The organism is Bacillus sp. NTK071, assembly GCF_017303315.1.
Lineage (GTDB): Bacteria > Bacillota > Bacilli > Bacillales > Guptibacillaceae > Guptibacillus.
In genome coordinates, this window is the sequence record NZ_JAFKOI010000002.1 from 436,135 (window position 1) to 448,771 (window position 12,637).

Sequence of the window (12,637 nt, forward strand, 5' to 3'; positions counted from 1 at the left end):
CAACTAACCTTATTGTACACTAATGAAACCAAATTAGGAAATGGATTTCACCCAATCCGCTGTGTATGCAAGGGCTTCATCCAACTTTTCAGGATTTTTACCGCCAGCTTGTGCCATATCCGGGCGTCCACCGCCACCGCCACCACAGCGAGTAGCAAGTTCCTTAATTAGCTTCCCTGCATGATAACCTTCTTTTACTAAGTCGTCTGTGATTCCTGCTGCGAGCTGAACTTTTCCGTCTGCTCCGCTTCCTAGTACCACAATGACGCTTCCAAGTTGAGATTTCAAGTCATCTACAATACTACGCAAATTGTTCATGTCTGTCTCAATTCGTTTGGCAACAACCTTCACGCCAGCCACTTCTTGAACATCACTTGCCATTTGTTTCGCTTCAACGTTCGCTAGCTTGGAAGTTAGAGAATCATTTTGTCGCTGTAGATCTCGAATTTGACCTAGTAATGCTTCTGTACGCGATGGAACGTCCTTTACATTAGATTTTAACAAGTCAGCCGTGTTTTTCAAAATCGACACTTGCTGATTAAGGACCTGGTATGCTCCCTCACTTGTTACAGCTTCAATTCTCCGTGTACCTGCACCAATTCCTGATTCAGAAACAACCTTGAAAAGACCAATTTCAGCTGTATTCTGCACATGAGTACCGCCACACAATTCAAGGCTATAATCTCCAACGCGAACAACTCTTACAGTATCTCCATATTTCTCACCAAATAGAGCCATTGCTCCCATCGCTTTTGCCTCTTCAATTGGTTTAACCATTGTGTTCACAGGGATATTAGCCCAGATCTGATCATTAACACGTTTTTCAATCTCTTCAAGTTCACTAGACGAAATCTGACCGAAGTGAGAGAAATCAAAGCGTAGACGTTCTGATCCAACGAGTGACCCAGCTTGATTCACATGATCACCTAAAACATCCTTTAATGCCTGATGAAGTAAGTGAGTTGCAGTATGATTCTTAACTATTGCAGAACGATTCGTTCGATTAATTTCCGCAATAACTTTTGCACCTGTTTGAATTGAACCAGATTCAATAATTGCTGTATGCACATGTTGACCATTTGGCGCTTTCTGTACATCTGTAACGCGAAGCTGCACGTCCTCTCCGCGAATGACACCAGGATCTGCAACCTGTCCGCCACTCTCTGCGTAAAAAGGTGTTTGCTGTAATATCACTTGAACTTCATCGCCCTCGGTTGCTTCCTCAGTAAGCTCTTTGTGCTTCACAATTGCAGCAATCTCTGTTTCAATCGAACGCTCTTCATAACCAACAAAATCACTTGCTATTGAAATGTCGCCTAGTGCACCGCCCTGAACTTGCATAGAGCCTGTGTCTTGTCGTGCATCTCTTGCACGCTTTCTCTGCATACCCATTTCTTCTTCGAAACCAGTACGATCGATTTCCAAACCTTCTTCTTCTGCATATTCCTCAGTTAATTCAACAGGGAAGCCATACGTATCGTAGAGACGGAATACGTCGCTACCAGAAATCATTTTGTTTCCAGCTTCTTTTTCTTTTTTAATAATGTCAGAAAGAATCGCAAGACCTTCATTTAGTGTCTCATAGAAACGATCTTCTTCATTCTTAATTACTTTCTGAATGAATTCTTTCTTTTCATTCACTTCTGGATAGAATTCTTTCATGATGTCGCCAACTACTGGCACAAGCTCATACATAAATGGACGATTAATACCAATCTGTTTCGCAAATCGAACAGCACGTCGGAGAAGTCTTCTTAATACATATCCTCTTCCCTCATTTGATGGAAGAGCACCATCACCAATAGCGAAAGTTACTGTACGGATATGGTCCGCGACTACTTTGAAGGCTGTATCTCCTTCTCTAGAATCACCGTATTTCACCTCAGCCATTCGTTCTGTTTCACGAATCGTTGGCATAAAAAGATCTGTATCATAGTTGGTCTTTGCATCCTGGATGACCGAAACCATTCGCTCTAGACCCATACCGGTATCAATGTTCTTCTTAGGTAGTGGTGTATACGTTCCATCAGGATTATGGTTAAATTGAGAGAAAACAAGGTTCCATATCTCTAAATAACGTTCATTTTCTCCACCAGGATAAAGCTCTTCTTCAGGATCTTCTGCTCCGGATTCTTCGCCTCGATCATAGAAGATTTCCGTATTCGGACCACTTGGCCCTTCACCAATATCCCAGAAATTCCCTTCAAGACGAATAATTCTTTCTTCAGGTAGACCGATTTTTTCACTCCAGATGGTATAAGCTTCATCATCCTCGGGATGAATTGTTACGGATAATTTGTCAGCATCAAAACCGATCCAGTCCTTGCTAGTGAGAAACTCCCATCCCCATTCGATTGCTTCCTCTTTGAAGTAATCTCCAATTGAAAAGTTTCCAAGCATTTCGAAGAATGTGTGGTGTCTTGCAGTCTTCCCAACGTTTTCAATATCGTTTGTACGAATTGACTTCTGCGCGTTAACGATTCTCGGATTATCTGGCGTTACACGTCCATCGAAATATTTTTTGAGCGTAGCGACACCACTATTGATCCAAAGAAGCGTAGGATCTTCGTGTGGTACAAGGGAAGCACTCGGTTCAACCGAATGGCTTTTTTCTTTAAAGAAATCAAGAAACATTTGTCTTACATCAGCTGAAGTTAGCTCTTTCATAAAACATCCTCCTTAAATTGGTATAAACGAAAATTCATCCGAGAGGTGTGAGCTTTTTCCATACAAAAAAACTCCCACCCCTGAATAAATCAGGGACGAGAGTTTCATAAGCTCACGCGGTACCACCCTGGTTATAAGCAAACTTGCGCCTATCACCTCAAGCGACCGTAACGAGGTCGAGACGGCGGGGATTAATCCGCACTCAGGATTAGCGTTCTGCTGATCTAATTCCTAAAGCTCTTCCAGCCATGGAGCTTCTCTCTAGTGAATACGTTCGTATTCAGGAATAGTGTTCAACATACTCGATCCGTCAATGTGTTCTTTTGTTAATCTCTGCGATTATTATAGTCAGAGCAGCAATCGTTTGTCAATCGCTTACGTCATGCTTATTACGATAAAGTATGAGCGCTTTTAATACAGCAAGTACTGGTACAGCCAAAATGAGACCAATGACGCCAGCTATTTCCCCGCCTGCAAGAAGTCCAAAGATAATAATAACAGGGTGAATGTGAAGACTTTTCCCAACAATATACGGAGAAAGGATGTTGCTTTCAATAAATTGTAAGATGATAATCACCACTACCGTTATGATCACCATTTTCATTGAAACAGTTGATGCAATCAAAAGTGCAGGTGCAGCACCAAGGAAAGGTCCAAAGTATGGAATAATATCTGTTACACCAACAATAACACCTAAGAGAATTGCATACGGCAATTTAATCAGCCAGAAGCCTAGCGCTGCCAGTACACCGAGTACTGTAATAACAAAAAACTGACCTCGAATGTAATTTCCTAGTGACTCGTCAATACGAACCAGCAACTCTTTACCTGGCTTCCTCCACTTTGGAGGAGTTATTCGCCACGCCGTTTTCTTAAGCGTTTCGAAATCTTTTAGTAAATAGAAAACAATAAAAGGGATGATCATAATCACGAAAAATGAGCTTAACAGTTTTTTAGCAAGCTCTATCGCAAGCGTAAGTGTGTGATTTACTGTATTCTCGACATCTTGAAATGCCTGATCTATTTTACCTTGAAGAGCTGGTGGTAAATTAGCCGTATAATCATACATATGATGAACCGTATCACGATACGTATCCATAAACACCGGGACATTGTCCATTAACTCTTGAGACTGCTTAACAATATGAGGCACACCTTTAAATATCGCATAACCTGTTCCACCAAAAAATAGAACATAGATTAAGAGAACAGCGATGCCTCTCGGAAGTCCTTCTTTATGGATTCTTTCAACAATGGGATGAAGTAGGTACGTGATGAGTGAAGCGATAAGAAAAGGAACAAGTAAAACTGTCAACACTTGTATTGCAGGCTTCCAGATAGGCGAAAGTTTAAGAAGCAAATAGACACATAGAAAAACGAGCAGAAGGGTTGTTAAATAAATGAGCCAGTTAAGGTTCCATTCTCGTTTCAATGACTATTCCTCCCGCAATGGTAATCTACAATTCAATACGCATGTCATAGTCTTCAAACAGATCGTCAAGTGAGGTAAGGGACCCATCCTCTTCAACCTGATGAAGAGAAAGAACGCCTTTTACAATCGACATCTCTACGAAACAGCTCCAACAATAGAATTGATTCGCACCAATTTTTCCGATATTTTTACTTTTGCAATTTGGACATACCATTTCCATATGCCTCCTATTCCAGCATTTTAAAAAGATATACACAATCTTGCCCATTTGAATATGATTCTATACTGATAGCTGATTCAAACGCCTCTTCACTCTAATAAAAAGGAAATTTCTTAAATAATGTTGCTTTTGCTATAAGAGTAGTTGTTGATGTCCGCTCCAGAATGCTCGCTTTCCGCGGGAGTCGAGTATCTCCCTCTCCAATCAACATTGAAGTGTGAGTTTTACTACAAACCCGTTTTAAGAAACAATTTTTAGAAAAGAGCTTTTGGAAAACAACCAAAAAAAAAGACAGAGGATGTACCTCTGACTTTTAGATCGATTCTTCAATTGTAGTTTGTTCACCAATCATTTCTTGCAACTTCTCAGTTAACCTCGTATTTCTATCCTGATCATCTTCCGTTTGAATAGCAAGTTTAATGGCATCTTCTTCACCGCAAAGAATCAAATAATCTTTACTTCTTGTAACCGCGGTATAAAGAAGGTTTTTACGTAGCATACGATAATAACCTCTCACTATCGGAAGAACAACAATCGGGAATTCACTCCCCTGTGACTTATGAATGGAACAGCAGTAAGCGTGTGTTAATTGATTGAAGTCTGGACGATCATAAACAACTTCTTGCCCATCAAACGAAACGACCAGTTGGTCCTGCTTTTCAACATTCTCCTTAGCAAAGAAAATAGAAACAATTTCACCCATATCACCGTTATAAACATTTTCTTCAGGATTATTGACGAGTTGAAGTACTTTATCTCCAACTCTGTAAACAAGATCACCATGTGGAAGTTCCCTTCGCTGTTCAGAAGGAGGATTAAATAGCTTCTGGAGCTCTTGGTTTAGCCGATCAACTCCCGCTGAACCTCTATACATTGGTGCAAGTACCTGAATGTCTCTCGGAGAGTACCCTTTCCGAAGCGCATTTCCGCAAACTTGAGACACCACTTCAATAATTTGCGCTTGAGAACAAGGGAAAAATCTTCTGTCAGGTGTAGGCTGATGAAATTCTTTCGGCAGTTGGCCTTCCTTTATTGAGTGGGCAAGATCAATAATAGAAGAACCCTCCGCCTGACGATATATATCCGTTAACTTGCTTACAGGAACAGCATTCGAATCAATCATATCTTTTAGCACCTGACCAGGGCCAACGGAAGGAAGCTGGTCTTCATCACCAACTACAATCACTTGAATTTGAGGAGGAAGAGATTTAAAAAGTTGATTGGCTAACCACACATCAACCATTGAAACTTCGTCTACAATGAGTAATCGCCCTTCAATTGGATTATTCTCATCATGCTCAAAACCAGCTTCTCCCTTCCAACCAAGCAATCTATGTATTGTAAAAGCGGGAAGACCGGTCGCTTCACTCATACGCTTTGCTGCCCTTCCTGTAGGTGCAACAAGCAGCACTGGAAAAGGGTTATCTTTTGAATAATCTTTCGGCTCAAGTGAAAGACCATTCAATTCAGCATACAGTTCAACAATTCCCTTAATCACCGTCGTTTTTCCGGTACCTGGTCCTCCGGTAAGAATCATGAACGGTGAAGCAATCGCTTTTTGCACAGCATCTCGTTGCGACGGAGCATATTGAATACCTAGTCGCTCTTCAAGTTCACCTAGAGCTCGATAGAATTCTGACTCAGGAAAAGAATCTGCATACTCCGTTTGAGACATCACTTTATTTAATCCCGTTACAAGACCTTTTTCAGCATAATAAAGAGAATGCAAGTAGATTCTCTCTCGATCAAGAATCAGCTTATCAGCTTCATAAAGTGATATAAGTTCTCTTGAAATATCAGCTTCATCAAGCTTGTCCCCTAGCAACTCATCGACTGATTTCACAAGCGCATCGTACTCAAGATACACATGCCCTTCCTGAAGGGTCTGTTCATTCAATGTGTGAAGACAGGCAGCTCTTATTCTGTCAGGATGCTTTCCTTCAATACCAATTGCTCTGCCAAGTTCATCTGCACGTCTGAAACCAATACCCTCTACGTCTTGAATCAATTGGTACGGATTTGTTTCAACAACTTCTAGTGTTTCTTGTTTATATGCCTTAAAAACTTTCATGGATAGCTTTGGACCAAATCCAAGTTCTGTCAGCCGAATCATAATCTGATCAAGCCCCTGATGTTCCATAAGAGAATCATAGAGACTCTTAGCCTTTTCTTCAGTCAGCTTCGGAACTTTGCTTAAAATAGAAGGCTCCCTCATGATTTTAGCAATTGCGCGTTCCCCTAACGTATCGACAATCGCTTCAGCTGTCTTCTCACCGATACCATGAAATAGATCACTTGATAAATATTGAACTAGTCCAGGCTTTGATTCAGGAAGCTGCCTTTCAAATGACTCGACAGAATATTGTTTCCCATATCGAGGATGATCTGTGAATCGACCATAGAATATATACGTTTCATCCTCAAGTAATCTTGGAATCATACCATTTACGACTACTTCACGTTCATCATAGGCCTCATTTGTTTCGGCAATACGAAGTCTTGCCACCCCATACAAACTCTCCTCATTAAAAAAGATCATTTGAATCGGTCTTCCTTTGATGTATCCTTTTTGCGGCTCAACCATAAGATCTTCTCCCCAATAACTTAGAATTTAATTGTTATTGTTCATCGCTTGTTCCATTTGCTTCTTGCCGTTACCTGCTAGGAGGTGATCTGGTTGAATAGCAAGTGCTTTGTCAAAGCAACTTATCGCTTTTGTTAAATCTTCCTGATAAGCGTAGCTTACACCAAGATTAAACCATGCATCAGCATGCTCTGGGTCTTCCACCACAACTCTCTCAAATTGTGGCAATGCTACTTCGACTGCTCCTTCTTGAGCAAGGCAAAGCGCATACTGGAATCTAGCTTCTGTATCAGCCTCATTTAATTCAACTGCACGTTGGAAAAACGGAAGGGCTAGACGCATCGCATCCTGCATAACAAAGCACTGTCCAATCATAAAGTGAACATCACTTTGATCAAGTCCCTGTTGTATAGCATTCTGATACATATCCGCAGCATCTTTGTATTGTTCAAGCTCAAAGAAAGCATTTCCGGCACCATAATAAGCCGTCCCTTGAGTTTCATCAAGATCAATCGCTTTCTCGAAATAAGCAACTGCCTGTTTAATTTCTCCAGCCTGTGCAAGTAGATTTCCAATATTCGTATAAGCAATCGGATCATTTGGATTCTCTTCAATTGCTTCATAAAGAAGCGTTACTGCTTTTTCAAGCTCTCCATTATTCATTGCTTCTATTGCTAATTCATTCTTATTACTCATTATAAAAAACTCCTTATATCTTTAGCTTAATCTCTAGTTTAGCATAACTTGGCGACAGTTTCCCCACCCCAAAAAACAGCCTCATTTCAATTTGAAATGAGGCTTAGTGTTAAACATATGTGAGTTCACTTGAGTTTTTGAATACTTGATCAATAGTTGCACCACCGAGACATTCATCTCCATTATAGAAAACAACAGCCTGTCCTGGAGTAATGGCACGAACTGGTTCATCAAACGTCACTTTCAAGCGATCATCATCGAGCTTTTGAACGGTAACACCTGAATCTTTTTGACGATAGCGGAATTTCGCAGTACACGCAAATTGACCCTGAATCGGAAGATCTGAAACCCAACTTGAGTTAACTGCAATTAGTGAATCAGAATAGAGCAACTCGTTATGAAAGCCCTGATCAACGTATAGTACATTGCTTTCAAGGTTTTTTCCAACAACGAACCATGGCTCACCATCGCCCCCAATACCAAGACCATGACGCTGACCGATTGTATAATACATTAATCCATCATGAAGACCTTTTTCTTCGCCAGCAAGTGTCATCATCTTACCAGGTTGAGCGGGAAGATATTGCCCAAGAAATTCTTTAAAGTTACGTTCGCCAATAAAACAAATTCCTGTGCTGTCTTTTTTCTTAGCCGTTGCAAGACCTGCTTCTTCAGCCATTTGTCGAACCTTTTTCTTCTCAATACCACCAAGTGGAAACATGACTTTTGAAAGCTGTTCCTGAGTCAGTTGATTCAAAAAGTACGTTTGATCTTTATTGTCATCAACGCCGCGAAGCATTTTCACTTCTCCATCACGTTCAACAACCTGAGCATAGTGCCCAGTTGCAAGGTAATCTGCTCCAAGCGTTAGTGCATGCTCTAGAAATGCTTTAAATTTGATTTCTTTGTTACACATAACATCTGGATTTGGTGTACGTCCACCTTTATATTCATCAAGGAAATAAGTAAACACTTTATCCCAGTATTGTTTCTCAAAGTTGACTGCGTAGTACGGAATGCCGATCTGGTTGCATACACGAATAACATCATTGTAGTCTTCTGTTGCTGTGCATACTCCGTTTTCGTCGGTGTCGTCCCAGTTTTTCATGAAAATGCCGATCACATCATAGCCCTGTTCTTTTAACATAAGAGCTGCAACTGATGAGTCAACGCCTCCGGACATTCCAACCACGACTCTTGTTTCTTCATTCTTTCGCTCCGTCATGGTTGCACCTCCTTTTCTTAACACAAATTGTGTCCTGACTATTTTATAACTTCTTTAACCGATTGACAATCTTAACGACTTCCTCTGCCGCCTGTATTGCATCTTCTACTGTATTCCCATATCCAAAGCTAAATCGAATGGCTGTTTGGGTACGCTCGTTATCCCCATACATCGCTTTTAATACATGTGACGGCTCATGAGATCCAGCAGTACACGCTGATCCACTAGATACAGCAATACCTGCAAGGTCTAAGTTCATCAACATAGGTTCCACTTTCGCATCAGGAAAGCTTACATTTAGAACATGAGGTAAGACATTATTTTGATCACCATTTAGATGATATTGAATGGATTCTCTCTTAAAAATCTCAGTCATTGTTTCTTTCATTTCAAAATAAAGTCTAGCTTTCTCTTCTCGATTCGAATGCATAAGCTTAACAGCTGTCTCCATGCCAACAATACCTGCAACATTTTCAGTTCCAGCCCGACGCTTACGCTCCTGCTCACCACCTTGTGAATAGGGAACAAGCTTTGTTCCGTCTTTCACATACAAAAAGCCAACGCCTTTAGGTCCGTTGATTTTATGTGCGGAAACAGAAAGTAAATCGACACAGAGTTCGCTTACATCCAAATCGATTAATCCATAAGCTTGAACGGCATCTGTGTGAAAAAGAATGTCATGTTCGTTAGTAACCTGTGCAATTTCCTTAATCGGCTGAATCGTCCCTACTTCGTTGTTACCATACATAATCGTAATTAACGTAGTTTCTTGGCGGATTGCTCCTTTAAGATCCTCAACAGAAATTCTTCCACTCTCATTCACAGGTAAATAGGTAACATCAAAGCCTTCTGCTTCAAGACTCTTACAAGCGTTAAGTGCTGCGTGATGCTCAACTGCAGTTGTAATAATATGCTTTCCTTTTCCAACATTCGCTTTAGCAGCACCCATAATAGCAAGATTATCCGCTTCTGTTCCTCCACTTGTGAAAATAATTTCATTCGGAACAGCTCTTATACTTTTTGCTATGCTGCTTCTAGCTTCATCAAGTGCATGTCGTGTTTTACGTCCAAATTGATGAATACTTGAAGGATTGCCAAAATCATTCTGTAACGAAGCCACCATCGATTCAATCACTTGAGGATGAACGGGCGAGGTTGCAGCATGATCCATATATATTGCCTTCATTACTCTTCACCTCTTAATACCAGCAACTCACTGGTTATGCTAAATATAGAACATGTAGCTGTCTTGCTCCCCTTCACCTTCATATGTTGCAAGGTCTTCAAGGGTAGTCGAGTCCAGCACATCTTTAACCGCATCTCTAATTTTCAACCAGAGATCACGTTTCGCAGGTTCTTCATCATCCATTACTTCAACTGGACTAATCGGGCCTTCTAGAACACGAATAATATCTCCAGCCGTAATTGTGCTTGCATCCTGCGCAAGAATATAGCCACCATAAGCACCGCGCACGCTCTTTACAAGACCTGCGTTTCGAAGTGGTGCAACAAGTTGCTCAAGATAATGCTCAGATAAATCTTTACTTCTTGCAATGGATTTAAGCGAAATAGGACCTTCACCGTGCTTTTTTGCTAACTCCATCATAATGGTTAATCCGTATCTTCCTTTTGTCGATATCTTCATTTCTTCCACCTCTTTCTATCAATCGAGCCACAAGCATCTTGCAGTGAGGCAATGAATAGCCAACAATCGGTCCAATCGTTACACAAAATAAGAGTGTTCCAATATTCACAGGACCCTTCAAGAGCCAGCCAAGAGTTAGCACAACCATTTCCATTGAAAGCCTGATATGCTGTACTTTCCAACCTATCCTCTCAGTTAAAACGAGCATAAGGCTATCTCGTGGACCGGCTCCTCTATCTGCTGCAATATACAATCCAATTCCATACCCCATAATGAGAATACCACTGATCAGCATGATCAGTTTTCCAATTAGTTGATCTGGTGTCTTAAGAATTGGAAGCCATAGATATAAATCAATGAATAAACCAACCAGTAACATGTTAAGAAAAGCACCGGGTTTCGGCCAGGACCGCTCTAGTAAAGACGTCGATCCAATGATGACAAAACCAATGATAATCGACCATGTTCCAATCGTTAATCCAAATTGTTGGTAAAGACCAATGTGAAAAACATCCCATGGTGCACTTCCGACTTCTGCACGAATCATGAGTGCGATCCCAAATGCCATTACAAGAAGACCAACTGTAAAAACAGCCCAGCTCATCCAGAACCACGACGCTTTGTTTCCTGGTTTCATTTTATCCCTCTTTACTCAATCTTAACTCATTTATTCGCCATTGATTCTGTTAGTAAACCTTCGCTATTATAGCATGAACCGGTTTTTCTTGCATTTCCAAAAGACGTATAGTATGTTTCAACTATCTATGAAAGGACGGGTTTTTGATGGATTTATTTGATTATTCTCCTGACAAGAACAACACTTCTTCTGGACCGCTTGCAAGCAGAATGCGCCCCAGGTCCATAGAAGAATTTATCGGGCAAGATCATATAATCGGTGACGGAAAGTTATTACGAAGAGCGATTCAAGCAGATCAGCTAACACCGATGATTTTTTTCGGTCCTCCTGGGACAGGCAAAACAACACTCGCTCGCATCATCGCAAACACGACATCTGCTCATTTCGAGCAATTAAATGCTGTCACTTCAGGTGTAGCTGATATTAGAAGACTAACATCAGAAGCCAAAGATAGATTGAAAATGGATGATAGAAGAACGGTGCTTTTCATTGATGAGATTCACCGCTTTAATAAATCACAACAGGATGCCCTCCTGCCATTTGTCGAAGATGGAACAATCGTTCTAATTGGTGCTACAACTGAGAGCCCGATGTTCGAAATTAATCCCGCTCTTCTATCTCGTTCAAGATTATTTCGATTCGAATATCTTAATGAAACGACAATAAAAGATATTTTGCATCAAGCCATTCATGATCAAGACCGTGGGTTTGGTAGATATGATATTGAGATTCTAGATTCAGCGATCGAACACCTCATTGATGTATCTAATGGAGACGCTCGAACCGCGCTAAACGCACTTGAACTTGCCGTATTAACAACTACCCCAGATGAAAACGGGAAGCTCGTTATCACGCTTGCTATTGCAGAAGAGTCAATTCAACAGCGCGTATTACAATATGACAAAGATAGTGACAATCACTATGATACTGTCTCAGCTTTTATTAAAAGTATACGAGGATCTGATGCAGACGCTACATTATACTGGCTCGCCAAAATGATTTATGCAGGTGAGGATCCGCGTTTTATCGCAAGAAGATTATACGTTCACGCTGCTGAGGATATTGGGCTAGCCGATCCAAATGCACTTCTCGTAGCACATGCAGCAAGCTACGCTGTTGAGTTCATTGGCATGCCAGAAGCTAGAATTCCACTTGCAGAAGCAGCACTATATCTAGCCACTGCTCCAAAAAGCAATGCTGTCATTAAAGGAATTGACTCAGCCCTTGAAGCAGTGAAAAAAGAGAAAAGCGGCACAGTTCCAGTTCATTTAAGAGATTCTCACTACAAAGGAGCATCCGAACTAGGACATGGAATAGACTACAAATATCCTCATAGTTTCCCTGGAGGTTATGTGCCACAACAATATCTTCCTGACCACATGACTCGTAAAACGTTCTACAAACCTACTGACCGGGGTCATGAACGTACCGTTCAAAAAAGACTGGATTACTTCGCAGAACGGATTAAATCAGATAATAAGAAAGCTTAACAGCAGTGCATAAGCACTGCTGTTTTTCTTTGCATTCTTAC

General features: G+C 40.9%; 10 protein-coding genes. 1 reads left to right on the forward strand and 9 read right to left on the reverse strand.

The genetic code is table 11. From position 1 onward, the window contains the following. Positions 1-33: 33 nt before the first annotated feature. The 9 genes from alaS to JI666_RS06640 form a co-directional block, all read right to left on the reverse strand. The gene (gene alaS, locus JI666_RS06600) at positions 34-2,667 is read right to left on the reverse strand and encodes an alanine--tRNA ligase (RefSeq protein WP_206890009.1); all 2,634 of its coding nucleotides are present in this window, start codon (positions 2,665-2,667) and stop codon (positions 34-36) included. Positions 2,668-3,034: 367 nt separating this feature from the next. Next, positions 3,035-4,099, reverse strand: coding sequence for an AI-2E family transporter (locus JI666_RS06605; protein WP_211201446.1), 1,065 nt, complete (start codon positions 4,097-4,099; stop codon positions 3,035-3,037). 25 nt (positions 4,100-4,124) lie between these two features. Beyond that, a complete protein-coding gene (locus JI666_RS06610) occupies positions 4,125-4,313 on the reverse strand; it encodes a YrzR-like zinc ribbon domain (protein ID WP_048312679.1) in 189 nt (62 codons plus the stop codon). Between the two features lie 319 nt (positions 4,314-4,632). Next, a complete protein-coding gene (gene recD2, locus JI666_RS06615) occupies positions 4,633-6,903 on the reverse strand; it encodes an SF1B family DNA helicase RecD2 (protein WP_206890011.1) in 2,271 nt (756 codons plus the stop codon). Between the two features lie 27 nt (positions 6,904-6,930). After that, positions 6,931-7,599: a tetratricopeptide repeat protein gene (locus tag JI666_RS06620; RefSeq protein WP_206890014.1), complete on the reverse strand. Its 669-nt coding sequence runs from the start codon at positions 7,597-7,599 to the stop codon at positions 6,931-6,933. Between the two features lie 109 nt (positions 7,600-7,708). Beyond that, entirely contained in the window at positions 7,709-8,824 is a 1,116-nt protein-coding gene (mnmA, locus tag JI666_RS06625) for a tRNA 2-thiouridine(34) synthase MnmA (protein WP_206890016.1), read from the reverse strand. 43 nt (positions 8,825-8,867) lie between these two features. Continuing rightward, positions 8,868-10,010, reverse strand: a complete 1,143-nt coding sequence (locus JI666_RS06630) for a cysteine desulfurase family protein (protein ID WP_206890018.1) — start codon at positions 10,008-10,010, stop codon at positions 8,868-8,870. A 39-nt stretch (positions 10,011-10,049) separates the two neighbouring features. Beyond that, the gene (gene cymR / locus JI666_RS06635; RefSeq protein ID WP_136947656.1) at positions 10,050-10,469 is read right to left on the reverse strand and encodes a cysteine metabolism transcriptional regulator CymR; all 420 of its coding nucleotides are present in this window, start codon (positions 10,467-10,469) and stop codon (positions 10,050-10,052) included. Then, positions 10,402-11,106 (reverse strand): YczE/YyaS/YitT family protein, encoded by a 705-nt coding sequence (locus JI666_RS06640; protein WP_206890020.1) that lies wholly within the window; start codon positions 11,104-11,106, stop codon positions 10,402-10,404. The genes cymR and JI666_RS06640 overlap by 68 nt, the downstream gene beginning before the upstream one ends. A gap of 146 nt (positions 11,107-11,252) precedes the next feature. Between JI666_RS06640 and JI666_RS06645 the strand changes: the two genes are divergently transcribed. After that, positions 11,253-12,596 (forward strand): AAA family ATPase, encoded by a 1,344-nt coding sequence (locus JI666_RS06645; RefSeq protein ID WP_206890022.1) that lies wholly within the window; start codon positions 11,253-11,255, stop codon positions 12,594-12,596. Positions 12,597-12,637: the final 41 nt, after the last annotated feature.

Excerpts from the sequence above, each read along its gene's own strand:
- alaS (WP_206890009.1), bottom strand. The coding sequence starts at position 2,667 with ATGAAAGAGCTAACTTCAGCTGATGTAAGACAAATGTTTCTTGATTTC.
- JI666_RS06645 (WP_206890022.1), top strand. The coding sequence starts at position 11,253 with ATGGATTTATTTGATTATTCTCCTGACAAGAACAACACTTCTTCTGGA.
- JI666_RS06610 (WP_048312679.1), bottom strand. The coding sequence starts at position 4,313 with ATGGTATGTCCAAATTGCAAAAGTAAAAATATCGGAAAAATTGGTGCG.
- recD2 (WP_206890011.1), bottom strand. The coding sequence starts at position 6,903 with ATGGTTGAGCCGCAAAAAGGATACATCAAAGGAAGACCGATTCAAATG.
- JI666_RS06620 (WP_206890014.1), bottom strand. The coding sequence starts at position 7,599 with ATGAGTAATAAGAATGAATTAGCAATAGAAGCAATGAATAATGGAGAG.
- mnmA (WP_206890016.1), bottom strand. The coding sequence starts at position 8,824 with ATGACGGAGCGAAAGAATGAAGAAACAAGAGTCGTGGTTGGAATGTCC.
- JI666_RS06640 (WP_206890020.1), bottom strand. The coding sequence starts at position 11,106 with ATGAAACCAGGAAACAAAGCGTCGTGGTTCTGGATGAGCTGGGCTGTT.
- cymR (WP_136947656.1), bottom strand. The coding sequence starts at position 10,469 with ATGAAGATATCGACAAAAGGAAGATACGGATTAACCATTATGATGGAG.
- JI666_RS06630 (WP_206890018.1), bottom strand. The coding sequence starts at position 10,010 with ATGAAGGCAATATATATGGATCATGCTGCAACCTCGCCCGTTCATCCT.